We start from the raw sequence: 18,842 nt of genomic DNA on the forward strand, positions 1-18,842 counted from the left end.
GCACCCCAGCGCACGGAACCTGTCGCCAACCAGTTCGCAGACCGGCCCCGCCTATGTCAGCCGCTCCGCGGCCAACAGCGACTCGACTCGCCGGCCCGCAGCAGCGCGGCACCATGGACGCGGACCGCGTCATGCCTCACATCATCCGCTCGGTCGAGTTCAAGGACGAGACCATCGCCGAGCCGGAGATGATCGTCGGCTTCAACGACGACGGCCCAACTGATGTCATGGGCAGCGGACTTGGGGGCGGTGACGCTGTGCACCGCAAAGAGTCGGTGCGCTTTGAATTCAGCGCCACCCAATTCCCACCTCAACGGCCATCCGGTGAGGCTCATCGACGTTCTCACAGCATGTGCGGCAGTCCCAGTCCACCTGCCACAGCAGTCACATCCCCCACCAACAGGCAGGCACAGGGGGTGCGGCCTACGACTCTCCGCACACGGCCAGCGCGGATCGTGCCAGCCCGCGCAGCCAGGCGTGGGCGTGATCGGTTTCGTAGCGCTGGTGCCACGACAAATAGACCGGTGCCGACGGCAGTTCGATCGGCAGGGGCAGCGCGATTAGGCCGAGGTCGGCGACCGCGGAGCGCGTGGTGGCCTCGGGGACGCTGATCAGGAGATCCGAGTCGCGCGCGAACGCGAACGCGGCTGCTTCCGTGGGGGCGGTCGCCACCACACGGCGTACGAGGTCGAGCCCCGCGAGAGCGTCGTCGAGCGCGTTGGTGAGGTTTCCGCGTCGCGAAACGGTGACGTGGTCGGCTGCCGCGTACCCCTTCGCGGTGAGGGTCCTGACACGGGCGAGGGGGTGCCCCTGCCTCATGACGACGACGAGGCGGGTCTCGCCCACGTGCTCGGCGTGCACGTCCGGCGCGCTCGGACGGTTGGCGTTCGCCTCCAGGTCGACCTCGCCGCGCCGCAGTTCGGGCGTGTCGGTGCTCGCCTCCGCAACGAAGCGCAGCCGCACGCCCGGCGCCTGTGCGCGGACGGCCGCGAGCAGTGCGGGGCCGCTCAGAGCGACCAGGGAGTCGTGCCAGCGGAGTGTGAAGGTGCGCTCCAACGTTGCCAGGTCGAGTTCACGGCTCGGCGCCAGCACCCCTTGCACCTGGTGCAGCAGCTCATGCACCTGCTCCCGGACGGCGATCGCGTACGGCGTCGGGGTCATCGTGCGGCCGGTGCGCACCAGGATCTGGTCCCCGGTCGTGCGCCGGATCCGGCCCAGACTCCGGCTCATCGCGGGGGCCGTGACATGCAGACGAGCGGCCGCCCCCGCCACGCTCCCCTCCTCCAGCAGCGCGTCGAGCGCGGCGAGCAGGTTCAAATCCAATTGCATGCGAGTAATCCTAGACGTGCTTGACATGCATTTGAAGTTAATGGTGGGGCTCTATACCTTCGAAAGCAGAGAGCGGGACGGCGCGCACCGCCTGTCCCGACCGGCCCAATCCCCCCTCCTCACACGGGAGTTCCACCATGTCCGAAACGCCTCTGAGCCCTGCCGTTCCCGTTTCCGACGCCGACCTGCTCGCCCGGACCGTGACCGCCGTACGCGCCGCCGGTTCGGCGCTGCGCGAGCGCTTCGGGGACGTCGTCCCTCACAGGACCCGCGAAGAGCTGATGCGCGCCCTCGCCGCCAACGACGACACCGCCCTCGACATCCTGCGCCCCCGTCTCACGGACCTGCGCCCGGACGCCGGCTGGGTGGAGGACGAGCTGGACGGCGGGGCGCTGCCGGCCGGCGAATGGTGGGTCGTGGATCCGGCCGAGGGCAACGTCAACCACCTGCACGCCCTGCCGGAGTGGGCCGTCACCGCCACCCTCGTGCGCGAGAACCGGCCGGTGCTCACCGCGGTCCACCTGCCGCTGACCGGGGAGACCTACACCGCGCTCGCGGGCGCCGGCGCGCACGTCGACGGCCGGCCGCTGCACGTCTCCCGCACCGCCGACCTCGTCCTGGGCATCGTGGCCACCAGCCAGGCCCGGCCGGACGAGGACGAGAAGGTCGTGCAACGCGTCGGCTCCTCGATCACCGCGATGCTCTTCGACGCGCTCGTCGTCCGCACCTCCGTACCCGCGAGCCTGCACCTGCTGAACGTGGCCGCCGGACGCATCGACGCGTTCTGGCAGTTCGCCGGTGCCCGCGCGGACCTGTTGCCCGGGGCGCTGCTCGTCACCGAGGCGGGCGGACGGATCTCCGACGCCGAGGGGCGCCCCTGGACACCGCGGAGCGAGAGCTTCCTCGCCGCCGCGCCCGGCATCCACGCCGGCGCCGTCGCCACGCTCTCGCGCTGACCGCGCACCACAACCTGTCTCCCACGGAAGGACCGGATCACCATGACCAAGATCGCCGTTGTCGGAAACGGCCGCGTCGGCGGCAGCCTGGCCGCAGCTCTCGCTCGGGCGGGGCATGAGGTGACCGTCGCGGACCGCACGCCGGGCACCGCCGCCGACGCCGCCCGGACCGCCGAGGTCGTCATCAACGCCACCCCGGGTGCCGGCTCGCTGGACCGGTTCGCCGCCCTGCGGGCGGAACTGCGCGGAAAGGTCCTCGTCGACGTCTCCAACGCCACGGTCGACGGACCCGACGGACTGCCCGCCGACCTGCTCCACCACGGCTCCAGCCTCGGCGAGCAACTCCAGGAGGCGCTGCCCGAGACGCACGTCGTCAAGACGCTGAACACCATGCTCCACCCGGTGATGACCGCGCCGGCCACGCTCGCACAGGCGCCCGACGCCTTCCTCTCCGGCGAGAACCAGCAGGCCAAGCAGACCGTCCGCGAGCTGCTCGTCGACCTCGGCTGGCGCGAGGAGTGGATCACCGATCTGGGCGGAATCCGCACCGCCCGTGCCACGGAGGCCGCGATCCTCTTCGTACCGCACGTGATCCGGTCCAGCGGATTCGCGCCCTTCGCCATCTCGGTGGCCCGCTGATCCGCACATGTGCGCCGCTCCCGGGCGGCTGCCCCATACGGCGGAGCCGGGCCCGTCCCACGGCCGTCGCGCTCGCGGTGACGACGCCGTCAGTCCCTGTCGCGCAGGAAGCGGTGCCCGTACGCGGCGGCCCGCCGTCGCGCGTCGCGGACGCCGCGGGTGGCGGTCACCTCGATCCGCAGGGTGTCCGCGCCGGGGTCCATGCGCCTGCGGTCCCTGCGGACCAGAACGGCCGTCGCGGCCGCGATCACCAGGACGGCGGCCAGGGCGGGCAGCAGGAGGTGGACCATCACGGCTCCTTTCGCCCGGTCGCGTGCCGAGCGCTCGTACGGACGGGCAGGCGGGTGGACGAGCAGGCGGGTGAGGGGAGCAGCGGGCCCGCCCGACATGCATCGTTGCGCCAGGCCCTCTCCGGTGCCGCCGCGCCCGGGCACGGCGAACTGCCGAGGCCCGGGACCGAACCCGGGCGCCGCGTTCCCCCCGGACCATGCTGCCCCGCCCCGTCCTTCGCCCACACTGCTGGATACCGGCAGTGTTCAGGGGCGCCCGCGTGCCGGTCACTGCGGGAGCGGAGCGGCGAGCCGCCCTACGACGCGTAGGGCACCTAGCGCTCCCGGGTGAAGGGCGGCAGGGATTGGGGCAGCGCAGCGCGCCCTTCAGTTCCACCAGCGCCGCGGACGGCGGCAGTGCCTGGACGACTGGTGAGAGGTCCGCGAGCAGTTCGAGGACCTCCCGGTAGCGGTCCTCGGGCAGCCGGTCGGGGCAGCGCACATGCATCACGCTCGGCCCTCTCATTGCAGTTCCTGCCACCATGGCACCCACCGCCTCTCCCCACCCACAACATCGAACTAGAATTCGAACACGCGAGGGGTGCGACTCCCGCAGCAACCGGAACCGGGATGTGACTGTGCACCGGACGTGTTCAGTGACCACCGGACCTGTCGTGGGTGTGCATTCCACTTGGCGAGCAGAGGGCGCTCAGCGGAGGTGACATGGGCTGCTCCCCGAAAATGCTGACCTCGGCCTGGGCAGCGGAACCTACGCTGGGAACCCCTTCAGCCCACCCAGGGAGCAGCGTGCGGCCGTTCGTCTATCGGATCACCAAATACGACCCCGCCGACCGGGACGAGCGCGGTCACTACACCGGTGCCGAGGACACGGTCAGTGACCACGGGCCGGTTGAGGAGGCTTATCTGGCGGCAATCGCCGCCTTCGCGGAGGCGGCAGGCATCGATCGGCTGGAGATCCGCGAGCCACAGATCGGAGGCTTCGTCCACTTCGGCCTGGAGCCACAGGTCGACGGCTACGGCTTGACCGGCCTGTTCCCGGCCGGGCCGGCCGGGTTCCACGACGGCGCTCTGGTGCCGATCGGCGTCGGCCTGGAGCTCGTCCGGGCCATGCTTCGCGACAACGGTGCCTGGTGTCGCCTGGAGGCGGGGGGAGCGTTCACCGTGCACGTCGGCTGGGACCAGTACCTCTACATCGGCAGCAAGCTGCCCTGCGAACCCGCACTGGCCCGTACCCGCACGCTCGGCCTGTTCCCGGAACGCGTGGACGCCTCACCGTACGACTTCGCCCCCGACGACCCGGCGTACGTGCAGCGCCCGGCCGACGCCGACTTCTGGGCCCGCCTGCACTGGACCGTCAGTACCCACCGCGCGGTGTTCCTGGAGGAGGTCGCCGTCAACGCCTCCCGGTGGCACCGCCTGACCCGCGACACCATCGAGACCGTGCGCTCCAAGCTGGCCCCACGCTCCCAGTTGGCGGTCTGGCCGGACCTTCTCACCGACGTCGACACGGCCGTGGCCGCTCTGCCCGATGAAGGCCTCGTGGAGATCGTCTGGGAGGACGAGGACGGGCAGATCACGAGCACGGTCGTGGACGAGACCCAGTTCGAGGCAGTGACCTCCCAGCTCGCCACCGCGCGTGCTGCTGGCGTCGTATCCATGTATGCCGGTGAAGATCTCCCGCTGCTCACAGCTGTGCTGCCCGACAGCGACGGTGTCCTGCGCGCTCGCTGGCAGACCGAGCCGACACCCAGCGACCGGGACTGGGCATTCCTGAAGACCCTGAGGCGCGGCCAGCTCGTCACCGGCACGGTGACGTCCATCGCCAGCTTCGGCGTCACCTTTGTGGACATCGGAGGCTTCACCGCGATGATCAACATCCCGGAGTTGTCCTGGCGTCCCCTCAACCACCCGTCCGACGTCGTCAACGTCGGCCAGGAGGTCACAGCCGAGGTCCTCGGCGTCGACATGGTCCGGGAACGGGTACCGCTGTCGCTCCGAGCAGTGCAGGAAGACCCCTGGCCGCAGGTAGCGCAGAGGATCGGCGAGGTGGTCATCGGGCCGGTCACCAAGATCGTGCCGTTCGGCGTCTTCGTCCGCATCGAAGACCGGGAGGACGGCTTCCAGGGGCTCGTGCACACCAGCGAGCTGGATGAATCGACCAGAGACGTCGCCGAGGTCGGCGACGCCCTCACTGTCAAGATCATCGACGTCGATCTCGCGCGTCGTCGTATCGCCCTGTCACATGTCCAGGCTGGTACCTCTGGTACACAAAGTCAGCCGCGTGCCTGACGACACGAGGAATCCGGTACGGGCCGAATGGAGCATGATCGCGTAGAGCAACTTTGTCGCTTCGCGGCGGCCTCAGGAGAACAGGGCCGTGTCCGCTGCTTCCCGGGCTTACCGCCACCAGGCGTCGAGCGCCTCGTAGATCTCCTCCCGCTTGGCAGGCAGTTCGAGCGGGCGTGGACAAGTCTCACCCCCGCGCGGCACGGATGAGGGGTCTGGTGCAGGGTCTGGCGTCGTTCACCAGACCCTGCACTCAGCCTGAGGCGCCTTCCAGCGGAAGGTGGTCCCGGAAGCACTGCGAATCCAACCACTCCTCCTTCACGAACAGCGGACGTATCAGGCGCGCTGCACCGACCTGCTGCGAGCGCAGAAGAACCGCGAGATCAGTCAGGGAAAGCGAGTCGTCAGGCGTGTAGAGCACCCATTTCCCATGCTCCGCAGCGTGATCCAGCAGGAACTGCTGCCCCTGCTCCGGATCACTTCCCGCCAACGGGAAGCCAGACAGAAGGACCTGCGGACCTAGGACGCGTACGACGCATCCGGCCGGCTCAGCGGGCTCCCGGGCCGCCGGCACCGCCGGCACCGTCGCGCCGTCACGCCGTCACGCCGTCACGCCGTCACGCCGTCACGCCGTCACGGCAGAACTCCGCCGGCCGAACAGCCGATCGCGGCGTCGGGACCGCCGGCCGCAGGTCCGCCCGGCCGCTCCGTCGACCGTCCCGATGGCCGTCGAGCGTTCCGCGCCCGGCGCCGGATCGCGTGCCACGTTCCGTACGCCTCGCTCAGCAGGCCTTCTCCACCCTGAGGTGGCGCGCTTCCCTGAGCGCCCGCAGTTCGGCGGTGAACTGGGCGCCCGCCAGCAGCGCGAGGTTGGACAGCCACAGCCAGATGAGGAAGACGACCACGCCGGCGAGCGAGCCGTACACCTCGCTGTAGGTGCTGAGCGAGGAGGCGTACAGCGCGAACCCGGCCGACGTGACCAGCCACAGGCCGGCGGCGAGGACACCGCCGGGCAGGCTGTGGCGGCGCCGGCGGGCGGGCGGCGGGCCGGTGTGGAAAACGACCACGACCAGCAGGGTGACGAGGGCGACCAGGACGGGCCACTTCAGCACGCTCCACACCACGGCGGCGGTGTGGCCGAGTCCGACGAGGCCGCCGATGGCCTCGGCCAGCGGGCCCGTCAGCAGCAGCGTCGCCGCGCTGATGACGAGCAGGACGAGCAGGGCCACAGCGGTGAACAGGAGCCGGTGGGCGGTCCGCAGGGCCGAGCGGTGGTCCTCTACGCCGTGCATGCGGTGCAGCGCGCGGCGGCAGACGGCCAGGTAGTTGGAGGCCGACCACAGGGCGCTGCCCGAGCCCGCGACGAGCACGGTCCACGCCGCGGAGCGCTCGCGCAGCATGCCCTCCAGGACGTGGTGGAGCTGGGCCGAGGACTCCCCGGGGGCGTAGGCCGTCACATGCTCCGCGAAGCCCTCGGCGGTGTCCGGGCTGATCAGGCCGAAGGCGGTCACCGTGACGAGCATGGCCGGGAGGAGCGCCAGGATGGAGTAGTAGGTGAGGGCCGCGGCCCAGTCGGAGACGTCGTCGTTCCACATCGACACGGGGGTGCGGCGCAGCGCGACGGCCCATTCGGAGCGGGGCCCGGGAGCGGCACGGCGGCCGGTGCCCGGGCCCGCGGAGGGGCCGACCGACGCGTGTCCGAGGCCCCGGGGGCGTCCGGCGGCGGGTTCAGCCGACATGGGTGGCCTCCCCCGGCCGTGCGCAGGGGCGCACATGCCTGAGGTGGGTACCGCGCTGCGGCGGGGGTGTCATCCGGTTCTCCACTCGAAGAGCGATCTGTTCACCGTTCGCCTCTCACCGGCGGACGTACCTGGTCACGGCGGGGGGAATGCCCGCCCCGAGCCGTTGTCACTCCGCCCGCGTACCGGTGAATGCCTCCTTCTCGTGCTCCCGCGCTCCGCGTTCCGCGCGGGTCCCTGCCGGGACCGGGCGTCGCGAAGTCGCTCCTGTGGTGCGGATTCCCGGACTTTCCCCGGAAACTCCTCTTCGCGGGCGTCCGTGTGCGGCGTCACGGGCTCGCGGCGCGGCCGAGCGGTACGCGGCCTCCGTCGGGGAGGCGGCGTGGGGACGGGTGATCGGGCCGGCGGCGGAAGTCCGCCTCACACTCTCCAGGACCGCAGCCGGTCGGCGACGTCCCGGACCTCCGCACGCGTGTCGCGGATCGTGCGCACCAGGTCGGACAGCGCGCCGTAGGGAGGGTCCATGCCCTCGCCCGACTGGTCCATGTACTGGGCGGCGACGAACGCGGCGTACAGGCTGTTGCGGTGCGGCAGCGGCTCCAGCCGCACGATGGTGTGCATCAGGGCGGCGGCGCGCCAGGCGGGGTCCGGGTCCGCCGCCGCGAGCGTCGGCAGTCTCGTCCGGTGCCGTGCGACGGCGGCGACGAGCGCCGAGTAGTCCGCGACGGACATGTCCTCCTGGCCCAGGGCGACCTCCTGGACGTCGAGCAGCCAGGACACGTCGACGTGGAAGACCATCAGGCGGCCGCGGACCCGCCGTGGCGCTCGGACGGCGGCACCTCGTCGGGGAAGGCGTCGTCGAACTCGCCGCGCAGCCGGTCGGCCCACGCGGCGGCGCCCGACACGAACTGGCGCCGCTGCATCTCGCGGACACCGAGGTCGTGCAGGTACTGCTTGAGGCTCTTGCCCTCGGCCGCGGCCGCGGCCCGCACGCCTTCGAGCTCCTCGTCCGTGAACGACACGTTCAGTGATGGCATGCCTCGAGGGTACCTAGTTGGTACCGGCGAGGCGAGCGGGATGCGCGATCCGTCTCCGGGCCCACCGGCGGGGGCACGCACACCCGCCGGGCCGTCAGTCGCGCAGCAGGCGGCGGGCCGTGAGCGCGAGGCTGAACTCGACCATGTCGGCCGGGCGGGCCAGGGAGCGTCCGGTCAGCTGCTCGCAGCGCTTCAGCCGGTTCAGGACCGTGTTGCGGTGGCAGTACAGGCGGACGCTCGCCCGCTGCGCCGATCCGTCGCAGTCGAGCCACACCTCCAGGGTGTCGAGCAGGATGTCCCGGTCGGACGGCTCGAGGCGCAGCAGCGGGCCCAGCACCTCCGCCGCGAGGGCCCTGCCCAGTTCGGGGCAGGACATGACCATGGCCGCCGGGAGCTGCTCCGTCAGCCGTACGGTGCCTCCGCCGTCCGGGCAGATGCTCAGGGCCATGTCCGCCAGCCTCCGGGCGTCCCCCACCGCGGCCAGCCCCACCACGACGGGGCCGATGCCGACCCGCGCGCCCGCCGGGCTGCACAGCCGCACGGCGGGCTCGGGCAGGTCCTCGTCGCCGACCAGGACGATGCCGTGGTCGACGTCGACCCCGGTGTGCCAGTGCACCCGCACGTCGCCGGGCACGACCGCGGCCCGGGTGGACGCGCCGCCCGCCTGCCGGCCCGTCCCGACCGCGACCACCGCGTACCGGCCCTGCTCGGGCAGGTCGAGCGCGGCGGCCGTCTCGGCCACGTCGGCGATGCGGCTCGTCCCGTCGAGCAGGGCGGCGGTGAGCAGGCGCACCCGGTGCTCCTGCCGCCAGGCCTGCTGCCGCTCCACCTTCCGGTAGGCCTCCGCCACGAGGGTGCAGTGCTCGTCGACGAAGTTCCACACGTCGGCCGCGACGTGCACGAGCAGCCGCACGTCCTCCGGCGCGGTACGGGACGTCTCCTCGACCAGCACCTGCCAGATCAGCGAACCGCCGAGCCGGAAGGCGTGCAGGAGCGCGTCCAGCGGCAGCCCCTGCTCGGCACGCGAGGCGCCGATCCGCCAGGAGCAGCGCAGCGCCTCGTCGCGGGCGTTGCGCGGGTCGAGGAGCGAACTCACGCTGTGGCGCAGCGAACGGTGCACCTCCTGCCAGGTCGCCGCGGGCTCGCTCTCCAGGGTGGCGCGGTACGCGGGCTCCCGTTCGCGCAGCACCGCCACCAGGCGGTCGGTGAGCTCGGGCAGGTTGTTGAGGAGCACCCGGGCGGACCGGTGGAGCACGCGCAGGGCGTCGGCGTCGACCAGGGACCGCCCTCGCAGACCGTGCGTCGGCACGACAGTCGGCGGTCCGTGCTTCACCGCAACTCGCGACCGTACGGCGTGATGCATCACGTTCTCCCGGGGCGTCGGCTCCGTGGCGGCGCTCTCACGTCGGACCCTGCGCACGGCCGCTGGGCGGCCGCAGGTCCTCATGGTGATCGGCACCGGTCCCGTCCTGCCCCGTAGAATGACATACCGTCCGGTCGGTCCCTAGAGCTGTGCACCGTTCTTTTCCGCCTGTTCGACCATCCGCGACAGTTCGACGCGGGAGCGGACGCCGAGTACGGCGAAGACCTTCCGCAGGTGATAGTCGACCGTGCGGGGGCTGACGGACAGGTACAGGGCCACCTCCCGGTTCGTCGCTCCCTCGGCCACACAGCGCGCGATCCGCAGCTGCTGCGGGGTGAGACCTTCCAGCTCGCCGGCGCTCGGCGCGGCCGGCGCCGCCCCGTTCGCCCGCAGTTCGGCACGCGCCTGGTCCGCCCAGATGCGGGCGCCGCAGCGCTCGAAGGCGACCAGCGCGTCCCGCAGGCACGCGCGCGCCTCCCGGAGCCGGCGCCGCCTGCGCAGCCACTTGCCGTACAGGAGCCGCGTACGGGCCTGTTCGAAGTCGCCGCCGGCCCGCGCGTGCAGGACGAGGGCGCTCTCGTACAGGGCGTCGGCCCGGTCCGCGTCGGCCACCAGGGCCCGGCACCGGGCGAGCTGCGCCGGTGCCTGCGTGTCGGCGCCGAAGCGGGCCCACAGCGCGAACTCGTCCACGACGGCCGAGGCGTGGTCCCGCTGCCCGGCGAGCACGGCGGCCTCCACGTAGCACGGCATGGCCAGCATGCGTACGGCGAAGTGGCCGCCGTCCGGGCCGGGCCGCACGAGCGGGCCGAGCCTGGCGGCCGCCTCGGAGGGCCGGCCGCGCCCCAGTTCGGCGCGGGCCAGGGCCCATTCGGCGAGCGTCGCGGCCTGCAGGAGCCCATGGCGCCGTGCCGTCGCGAGCGCGGCCGCCGCGTGGTGCGCCACCAGGTCGGGCTCGTCGGCGATCGAGGCCGTGAGGGCCAGCACTGCGTGGTGGTGCGCCGCCACGTTGCTCTGCCCGTACAGGTGCGCGGTACGCAGCCCCTCCTCGGCGTGCGCCCTGGCCCGCGCGTGCCGGCCCGTCCTCAACTCGGCGTAGGCCAGCAGTTCCAGGGCCCGCGGCACGGAGGCCGTGGGCCCCACGGAGCGGGCCGCGGCGAGCGTCCGCGCGCCGATCCGGCACGCCGCGGGCACCTCCCCCAGCAGGAGGGCCGCGGCGCCGGACCACAGCAGGCGCTCGGGCGCGTCCTCCTCCCAGGCGTGCTCCACAACCCTCCGCAGCCACGGGACGGCCCGGACGAAGTCCCGTTCCAGCATGGCCCGCATGCCGTTCAGGTAGTCCCGCGGCAGCGACGGCCCGGCCGCGCGGGCACCCTGCGCGGGGGCGTCCGGCCGTACGGCGGTACGGTGCGCGACCGTGGCGAGCGCGGCGCCGGCGGGAGCGGGCGCCCGTTCCACGACCGCGGGCACCCGCACCGGCACGACCGTGCGGTCCGCCGCGTTCAGGGCGCGCAGGCACGCCACGGCGTCGCCCGTGGCCCAGGCTGCCTCCGCGGCGGCGAGGCCCGCGAGCAGGGCGCGCGCCGGATCGTCGGGGGCCAGCAGGGACCGGGCGAGGAGCAGCGTCTCCCCGGCGTCGTCGGCGGGGCCGTCACGCAGCGCCAGAATGCCCCGGACCCATGCGGACCGGCCCCGGACGACGGCCGGGGCCGCGGTGTGCCGGGCCCTGCCGACCAGGTGCCTGGCCTCCCGCGCCCGGCCCGCGAGCAGCGCCTGCTCGGCCGCCGCCGTCAGGTGGCCCACCCGCTCGGGCCCGTCGGCCGTCAGTTCCGCCGCCCGTGCGTAAGCCGCCGAACGCTGTCGGCGGGAGGCGGGAACGGACGGGTCCGACGCGGCTGCGGACAACCGCCCGGCGATCGGCGGGGCGTATCCGGCGACGGACCAGGCCCGGTGCAGCAGGGCGACGAGCCCGTGCCCCTCGCGCTCCAGGACGTGGGCCAGTGCCCCGTGGGCCGCGCGCCGCCGGTCGGGGCGGGCGCAGGCGTGGACGGCCCTGCGGAGCACCGGGCTGGTGAACCGGAACCGGCCGTCGGACATGACCAGGACGTCCGGGATGCCGTCCCGGGCCGGCGCGTCCTGCGCGCGGCCGAACCGCGCGGCGGCCCCGAGGACGAGTTCGATGTCCGCGCCGCCGCCCTCGGGATCGTGCTCGTGCGCGGCCGCCACCAGCAGCAGGAGGTCGGCGGCGCCCGCGGTGAGCCCCGACAGGTGGGCGCCGGCCACCGTCCGCAGCGTCTCGGCGTCGGCCAGCGGCCCGGGCAGTCCCCGCTCGCCGGACAGTTCGGCGGGCGACAGCCGGTCCACCAGTGCGCGCAGCAGCGCCGGATTGCCCTCGGCCTCCTCCAGCAGCTCCCGGCGGACGGCCGGGTCGACGGGTCCTGTGGACGTGTCGTCGAGGAGCGCGTCCGCGGAGGCCGGGTCCAGCGGCGCGAGCGGGAGATGGGGCAGGGCCGCGAAGTCGGGGTCGGCGGCGTGCTGCCTGGCGACCGTGAGGACCAGCCGTACCGGTCCGGCCGCGTGCAGTCGCCGGGCCGCGAAGCCGAGCGCGGCGCGCGAGGGCGGGTCCCACAGGTGGGCGTCGTCGACGCAGACGAGCAGAGGAGAGCCCGCGGCGGCGACGGTCAGCAGCCGGAGCAGCCACTGGGGGGTCGTCCCGGGCTCCGGGACACCGACGGCTCCCGTGCCCGGCAGGCCGCCCGCGGCGCACCGCAGCGCGTGCGCGCCGCTCCGGGGCAGTCCGGACTCCGCGCGACTGGCCCGGACGTACAGCACCGGCCCGGCGTCGAAGGACCGGACCGCCCATTCGGCCAGGGCCGTCCGGCCGAGGCCCGGATCCCCGGACAGTACGAGCACGGGGGTGCTCGCACCGGGCCGGCGGGCGATGTCCGCGGCCCGGAACGGGATGTCCGCACCGGCCCGGGCCGCGGGGTCCGCACCGGCCCGGGCCGCGGGGTCCGCGCCGGGCCGGGCCGCGGAGTCCGGCCCGCGGCCGTCACGGGCGGTCGCACCGGGCAGGTCCAACACGGCTGTCAGGGCGGCCAGTTCGGCGTCACGGCCGTGCAGTGGGGGAGACTGGCGCACGTTCGTCCGTCCGGTCATCCACCTGACGTTACGGTCGCGTGCCAGGGGCCGGAAGCAGCCCGTCCGTCCACGGCTGTTGCCTCGTCAACCTCTCCCACCTGCGCCGACACAGTCCCGGCCGGGTTCCTCGCGTGTGGCCCTGCCCAGCGGCGGCACGGCAGGTCTGTGCGCCCGCACAGCGCCGGTGGGCGGCCGCGTTCCGCACGCGACCGCCCACCGACAGCTCATGCCGTACCGATGTCACGAGGTGTGGGGGCAGTTGCCCCGGTACTCCTCGATCGTCGTGCTCGGCCGCGGCAGCGGGCAGATGAACTGCTCGTAGCGGGTGTCGTTGTCCACGAACCGCTTGAGCCACGAAATGCTGTACTTGGCGATCGTCGTGTTGGACGAGTTCGGCGTGAAGTGCGTGGCGCCGTTGAGCTCCAGGTAGGCCCGGTCGGTGGACGACGGCAGGCTTCCGTAGAACGGCTCAGAGTGCGAGGAGACGGGCGCGATCGTGTCGCCGTCCGCTCCGAAGATCAGGGTGGGTGTCCTGACCTCGGGCCACGACTTGTCCAGGTTCCAGGGGGTCAGCGGGATCGCCGCCTGGAGGGACGGACGGGACTTCGCGGCCTCCAGACTGCCGCCGCCTCCCATCGAGTGCCCCATCACCGCGAGCCGAGTGCTGTCGACCCGGGTGCGTACGCTGCTGCGCTCGGTGAGGTAGTCCAGCGCCGCGAGCAACTGGCGCCCGCGCGAGTCGGGTTGGTCCAGGGTCGTGAGGGTGTCGATGGTGAAGACGACGAACCCCTGGGAGGCGAGGCGCGCGCCCAGCCACGAGATCGAGGACTGGGTGCCGGTGTAACCGGGTGAGACCACCACGGCGCCGAACGTGCCGTCCGCGGTGCTGGTCGGGTAGTAGACCGTTCCGCCGCCGAAGCTGGTGACGGCCAGCGACGACACCGTCGTCTGGGACACGCTGTAGGAGCCCCGGAGAGCCTCGATGCTCGACGTGGTGGGTGCGGGGCCACGCTCGTACGGATTGTCCGCGGCGTGCGCCCCGGGGCTCGCCAGGGAGCTGAGGCCCACGACGACGGCGAGCGCCGCGAGGGCTCCGGTGACCCGCTTTGCGGCCCATCCGGCGCGGCGGGGTGCCGGTGCGGACCCGGGGGGAAGCGAGCTGTTCTGCGAGTGCTGCTGCACGACGAAGTCGTCCTCTCGGTCGTGACGAACCGCCGGACCGGGCGCGGCACACGGGAGTCCGCGTGGCATGTCCGGAAGCTCTGCCGACGGCGCCGACCGGTGGTCGGCCGTGCCAATGTCGAGGCGGGGAGGGGGTGCGGCCATCGGCAATATCACCGGTCTTCGGGGCCGGTGCTCCGGGCCGGTCTGCTCTCCGGGCCCTTCTGCCGGGCCGGCCCGCCGGGCCGCTGGGCGGGGCCGATGCTCCGAGCCCGTCTCCCCGGCAGATGCTTCGAGCCGGTCTCGTCGCGGGGGTCCGGCACCGGGTCCCGCGCAGGCCCCCGCGACCGCCCGGCCGGCCGTACCGGCGGCGCGGCACGCGGCGGCGCCTCGTCGAGCCGCCGGGGCCGGGTGGGAGGTGGGACGCGGGCTCGGCGACGGGCCGGCCGGGTCGCCCGGAAGCGGCGCAGACGGGCCCGGCGGCAGGACCGGGCGCGGTCCGGCGGAAGGCACGGACACAGGCCCGGCCGGAGCCTGGCACGGCTCCTGACGGATCGTCATGCACCACCGACGGAGGTGCGGACGCACGCTGGACCGCGCGCCGGGTACGAGCCTGACGGAAGGTCACGCCCTCCCGGCGGGGGCAGGCGGAACAAGCCGGAAGGACCGGCAGGGGCCGCGTCGGAAGGCCGGGCGGGGCCCGGCGAGCGGCTGGACACGCCTGGGCGACGGGCCGGACGGCGGGGCGACGGCTCCCCGGCAGCGACCGGAACCGTGGCGCGGGCGGCGGTGCCCCGGCGGACCCGCCCCGTACGGCACACCGAGGCCCTCCCTCGCGTACCCGGACGCCGGGGCGTCCGCGCGGAGCTTGCCGGCGCCCCGCCCCGGATGCCCCGGACCCCGGCACCTTCCTGCGGACGCACGGCACTCGGGAGTCGCCCTCGCGGATCACGCGTGTGCCGCGGGTTTTCAGGGGCAACCGGAAGCCGATCGGGAGGAGAGGTGTCATGTATCTGGCACGCGGAGCGAGCGACGCCCCCGGGGCCTGGCTCTGGGCCCTGGGCGCGATCCTGCTGTACGCGCTGATCAGCTTCGGGCTGGACTACCGGTCCCGCGCCCGGCGCGGTTCCCGGCACCCGGCCCGCGACGCCCTGCACGACCTCAAGGACCGCGAGGAGCCGCAGTCGCCCCGGGAGCACTTCGTGAGCCGGCTGATCATGCTGGCGGGCGGCGGCGCGACCGGACTGGTCGCGTACACCACCTCGGGGGTGCCGCGGATCGTGGCGGTGACGTCGACGGCGATCGTGGCCGTGACCGTGTGGGCCTACTACGACCACCGCACCGACACCGCCGCCTCCCGGGGACGGTGACCCGCCCGGCGTCCGGCTGGGGCGCCCGACCCGGCCATTGACGCCGCCCCGCCCCGCCCCGGACGGCACGGCACGGCCCGGCACGGCCCGGCACGGCCCGGCACGGCCCGGCACGGCCGAGCGTCGGTGCGGCGGTCCGCCGACGCCCCGGTCAGGCCCCCGGTCCTCGCGGCGACGCACGGAGGGGCGACGACCGCGGCACGGGCACCCCGCGAACGTGCGCAACGCGGCGCAACCCCGCCGGGCGGGACGGGTCCGAGTAGGGGTCCCTCCCCCGCTTACGCCGTTCGGCCGCCCCGGTCCGTCGAATCACGCCGGGTCCTTCGAGTACTCCGGCGCATCCGGGGCACACGGTCAGGGACCGGACGTCCTTCCCCCCGGGGCGCCGGTGGACCGCTCCCGCGCGGCAGACGAGACAGGGCGACTCCTCGCCGCGCGGTCGAGCGGAGCGGTGGCCGCACCACGGGCGCGCGATGCCGGGCGCGGCCACCGCCTCGCCCCCTGGTTTCCCTTCGCCCCGACCGTCCTGCCCCTCTCCCCCCTCTCCCCCCTCACCCCGCTCCCCCGCTCTTCCTCCCCCGACCGGCGGGCCCGGCGCCGCTCATCAGGCGCTTCGCGTCCGGCGCGGCGGCGTCCCGACGCCTCTCGGCATCCCCGGAGCCTCCCGGCCGTCCCCCGGCCCGCCGCAGAGATGTTGCCCGCCCGAACACCCTGTGAAGTAATCGGAGAATCCGCAGGACGGATGTTTGCGGTGCCGGGGCCGCGCCGGAAGGAGCGGCTGGTATGCACGGATACTCGACCGAGGACGACGACGTCACCGCGGCGCCCGGCGGGCTGCTCGACCTCCTGAGGGTCGCCGCCGTCGTGCTCGACAGCGAGGGCCGCATCGTGCTGTGGAGCCCCGAGAGCGAGCAGCTGCTCGGCTACCGCGCCGACGAGGCCCTCGGGCAGCGGGCCGACCACCTGCTCGTGTCGCCGGACAACCGGCTGCGCGGGCGTGAGCTGTTCGCGCAGGTGCGGTCCGGGGACCGCTGGGCCGGGGTCTTCCCGCTCCAGCACCGGGACGGCACGGAACGGCCCGTCGAGTTCCGCACGATGCGGCTGCGCGACGGCCAGGGCAGTCCCCATCTCCTGGGGCTCGCGGCCGACGCCAGGACCGTACGCAGGGTGGAGCGCGACCTGGCGCTGTCCCACAGCCTGGTCGACCAGACCCCGGTGGGCATCGCGGTCTTCGACAACGACCTGCGCTGGGTCGGCGTCAATCCGGCGCTGGAGCGGATCAACGGTCTGCCGGAGGAGGCGCTGCTGGGGCGGCGGGTCGGCGAGGTCCTGCCGGACCTCGACGTGGACGCCATCGAGTCCCGTATGCGCCTCGTGCTGGCCAGCGGCAAGTCGCTGCTCGACCAGCAGACCGTCGGCCGGACGGCCGCGCACACGGAGGAGCGCGCGTACTCGGAGTCGTACCACCGCATCGAGGACGCCGACGGCCGCGTCCTCGGGCTGGCGATGGCCATCATCGACGTCACCGAACGGCAGCAGGCAGCCACCGAGGTCGCCCAGGCCCGCGAGCGGCTGTCCGTGATCGCGGACGCGGCGGTGCGCATCGGCACGACCCTCGACCTGCACCAGACGGCCCGGGAACTCGCGGACGTGGCGGTGCCGCAACTAGCGGACCTCGCCGCCGTCGACGTGCTGGAGGCGGTCGTCGCGCACGGCACCACGACCGCGGTCACCCCTGATTCGTACGCCGAGTTCCGGGCGCTCGCGGTCGCGGCCGGATACCTCACCGACGCCATACACGCGGCGGACCCGGTCGGCGAACTCGCGGCGTACAGCCCGACACGGATCATCACCCAGTGCGTGAGCGAGGCCCGTCCCGTCCTGGTCGAACGGGTGGACTCCGCGATGATGCGCCGCATCGCCCGCGACTCCCACGCGGCGCAGACCCTGCGCACGGCGGGCGTCCACTCCTACCTCGCCGTGCCCCTGGTGGCCCGGGGCGAGGTGCTGGGAACCCTCAGCCTGTACCGCACCGTCAACTCCCGCGCGTTCGACGAGCAGGACCGCATCCTCGCCACCGAGCTCGCCGCGCGCGCGGCGATCTGCGTGGACAACGCCCGCCTGTACGGGCGCGAGCGGATCGCGGCCCTGACCCTGCAGCGCAGCCTGCTGCCGCCCTCACCCGTGGGCCACGAGAGGCTCGACATCGCCGCCCGCTACCTGCCGGCGCTGAGCGAGGTCGGCGGGGACTGGTACGACGTGCTCCCGCTCAGCCGGGGCCGGACCGGCCTGATCGTCGGCGACGTGATGGGCAAGGGTGTCCAGGCGGCCGCCGTGATGGGCCAGTTGAGTACCGCGACCCGCGCGCTGGCCCGGCTCGACCCGTCGCCCGCCGAACTGCTCGGCCATCTCGACGACATCACGGGATCGCTCGGCGAGACCATCGCCACCTGCGTCTACGCCGTCTGCGACCCCGTCAAGGGAACCTGCGCACTGTCGAGCGCGGGCCATCTGCCGCCCGTGCTGGTGCGTCCGGACGGCACCGCGGAACTCCTGGAGGTTCCCGGCGGCGTACCGCTGGGCGTGGGCGGAGTGCCGTTCGGCACGATGGAGCAGGAACTGCCGTCGGGCTCGCTGCTGGCCCTGTACACCGACGGCCTCGTGGAGAACCGCACGAAGCCCATCGACACCGGCCTGGACACGCTGACGCGGCTGCTGCTCAGGGCGCAGGGGTCACTCGAGGCGACCAGCGACATGCTGCTGAGCACGCTGCGCCCGGAGCCGGACGACGACGTGGCACTGCTGCTCGTTCGCACCCTGGGGTGAATCCGCGGGCCGGGTGCCCGGACCGTGCCGCCCGGCCCGGGCACCCGGTTGGACGGCCCTCGGCGGGGCACCCGTTCAACAGGTCGCCGGGCACCCGCCGCTCGTCCCGAACGGGCCCGACCGCCCGGAGCGCGCGGGGCCGGCGATCGTGGCGCCGCCGATCACGCCGGGCCCGACCCGGGGTGACGGCCCCCGACCGCCGGACCGGTCACGGTCCCGCGGTGACCACTCCCCCGCCCGGCGCCCCGACCGCGCGCCAGACGTCCTCGTGCAGCTCGGCCAGTCCCTGGTCGGCCAGCCCCTTGAGGTGCTTCACGACCGTCGACGGCTGGTATCCGACGACGGCCGACAGCTCCTCGGCGGTCCTGCCTGCCGTCCCGGAGCCCGCCAGTTCCTGCCAGGTGCGGACCGCGTTGCGGCTCATTCCGCTCTCGCTCACCCTCCTCGAGAGGGCCTCGTCCGTCCCGGCGCCCGCCTGCTGCGGAGGGACGGTGGGGGCCTCCGCAGCCGCCGCCCGCGGTTCCGTGACGGGTGCGGCCGCGCGCGTCGAGCGGGCCGGCCCGACAGGACGCGGGGTCATGTCCACCTTGCGATGCCTGCGGCCCTTGCGCTGTCGGCTCATCGGTTCCTCGTTTCGGCCTTGACGATGTTCACGGTTGGACAACGAGACAGCGGCACCGAAGTAGTTCAGCCGTTCGACGGACATTC

At 73.6% G+C, this 18,842-nt stretch carries 14 protein-coding genes; 5 read left to right on the forward strand and 9 right to left on the reverse strand.

The features are described from left to right. Positions 1 to 423 precede the first annotated feature (423 nt). Entirely contained in the window at positions 424 to 1,329 is a 906-nt protein-coding gene (locus IE265_RS28460) for a LysR family transcriptional regulator (protein ID WP_190038568.1), read from the reverse strand. Between the two features lie 137 nt (positions 1,330 to 1,466). Here IE265_RS28460 and IE265_RS28465 point away from each other — a divergent pair, with 137 nt between their 5' ends. Together IE265_RS28465 and IE265_RS28470 are read left to right on the forward strand one after the other, a co-directional pair. Next, on the forward strand, positions 1,467 to 2,285 hold the full coding sequence (locus tag IE265_RS28465; protein WP_190038569.1) for a 3'(2'),5'-bisphosphate nucleotidase CysQ: 819 nt from the start codon (positions 1,467 to 1,469) through the stop codon (positions 2,283 to 2,285). A 42-nt stretch (positions 2,286 to 2,327) separates the two neighbouring features. Next, the gene (locus IE265_RS28470) at positions 2,328 to 2,924 is read left to right on the forward strand and encodes an NADPH-dependent F420 reductase (protein ID WP_190038570.1); all 597 of its coding nucleotides are present in this window, start codon (positions 2,328 to 2,330) and stop codon (positions 2,922 to 2,924) included. A gap of 89 nt (positions 2,925 to 3,013) precedes the next feature. Here the strand turns inward: IE265_RS28470 and IE265_RS28475 are convergent, their stop codons facing one another. Next, positions 3,014 to 3,214, reverse strand: coding sequence for a hypothetical protein (locus IE265_RS28475; RefSeq protein WP_190038571.1), 201 nt, complete (start codon positions 3,212 to 3,214; stop codon positions 3,014 to 3,016). 786 nt (positions 3,215 to 4,000) lie between these two features. Here IE265_RS28475 and IE265_RS28480 point away from each other — a divergent pair. Continuing rightward, positions 4,001 to 5,503, forward strand: coding sequence for a S1 RNA-binding domain-containing protein (locus tag IE265_RS28480; protein WP_190038572.1), 1,503 nt, complete (start codon positions 4,001 to 4,003; stop codon positions 5,501 to 5,503). 779 nt (positions 5,504 to 6,282) lie between these two features. On the opposite strand, the gene IE265_RS28485 is transcribed toward IE265_RS28480, so the two are convergent. The 6 genes from IE265_RS28485 to bdeA all read right to left on the reverse strand — a co-directional run bounded on the left by IE265_RS28485 (position 6,283) and on the right by bdeA (position 13,959). Beyond that, entirely contained in the window at positions 6,283 to 7,239 is a 957-nt protein-coding gene (locus IE265_RS28485) for a YihY/virulence factor BrkB family protein (RefSeq protein WP_190038573.1), read from the reverse strand. Positions 7,240 to 7,659: 420 nt separating this feature from the next. After that, positions 7,660 to 8,037, reverse strand: coding sequence for a toxin Doc (locus tag IE265_RS28490; RefSeq protein ID WP_190038574.1), 378 nt, complete (start codon positions 8,035 to 8,037; stop codon positions 7,660 to 7,662). Then, positions 8,037 to 8,276, reverse strand: coding sequence for a hypothetical protein (locus tag IE265_RS28495; protein WP_190038575.1), 240 nt, complete (start codon positions 8,274 to 8,276; stop codon positions 8,037 to 8,039). Before IE265_RS28495 ends, IE265_RS28490 begins: the two co-directional genes overlap by 1 nt. Positions 8,277 to 8,370: 94 nt before the next feature. Then, positions 8,371 to 9,639 carry a PucR family transcriptional regulator gene (locus tag IE265_RS28500; protein WP_190038576.1) on the reverse strand — a complete coding sequence of 423 codons (1,269 nt, stop codon included), beginning with the start codon at positions 9,637 to 9,639 and terminating at the stop codon, positions 8,371 to 8,373. 141 nt (positions 9,640 to 9,780) lie between these two features. Next, the gene (locus tag IE265_RS28505) at positions 9,781 to 12,795 is read right to left on the reverse strand and encodes a helix-turn-helix transcriptional regulator (protein WP_190038577.1); all 3,015 of its coding nucleotides are present in this window, start codon (positions 12,793 to 12,795) and stop codon (positions 9,781 to 9,783) included. Between the two features lie 222 nt (positions 12,796 to 13,017). Next, positions 13,018 to 13,959: a bis(hydroxyethyl) terephthalate hydrolase gene (bdeA, locus tag IE265_RS28510; RefSeq protein WP_229916655.1), complete on the reverse strand. Its 942-nt coding sequence runs from the start codon at positions 13,957 to 13,959 to the stop codon at positions 13,018 to 13,020. A gap of 986 nt (positions 13,960 to 14,945) precedes the next feature. Between bdeA and IE265_RS28515 the strand changes: the two genes are divergently transcribed. Together IE265_RS28515 and IE265_RS28520 are read left to right on the forward strand one after the other, a co-directional pair. Beyond that, positions 14,946 to 15,308 (forward strand): hypothetical protein, encoded by a 363-nt coding sequence (locus IE265_RS28515; protein WP_190038579.1) that lies wholly within the window; start codon positions 14,946 to 14,948, stop codon positions 15,306 to 15,308. A 783-nt stretch (positions 15,309 to 16,091) separates the two neighbouring features. Continuing rightward, entirely contained in the window at positions 16,092 to 18,134 is a 2,043-nt protein-coding gene (locus tag IE265_RS28520) for a SpoIIE family protein phosphatase (protein WP_190038580.1), read from the forward strand. Between the two features lie 208 nt (positions 18,135 to 18,342). Here IE265_RS28520 and IE265_RS28525 read toward each other — a convergent pair whose 3' ends face one another. Next, the gene (locus IE265_RS28525; RefSeq protein ID WP_190038581.1) at positions 18,343 to 18,756 is read right to left on the reverse strand and encodes a hypothetical protein; all 414 of its coding nucleotides are present in this window, start codon (positions 18,754 to 18,756) and stop codon (positions 18,343 to 18,345) included. Positions 18,757 to 18,842 lie beyond the last annotated feature (86 nt).

It is taken from the genome of Streptomyces fructofermentans, from assembly GCF_014651055.1.
Classification (GTDB): Bacteria; Actinomycetota; Actinomycetes; order Streptomycetales; family Streptomycetaceae; genus Streptomyces; species Streptomyces fructofermentans.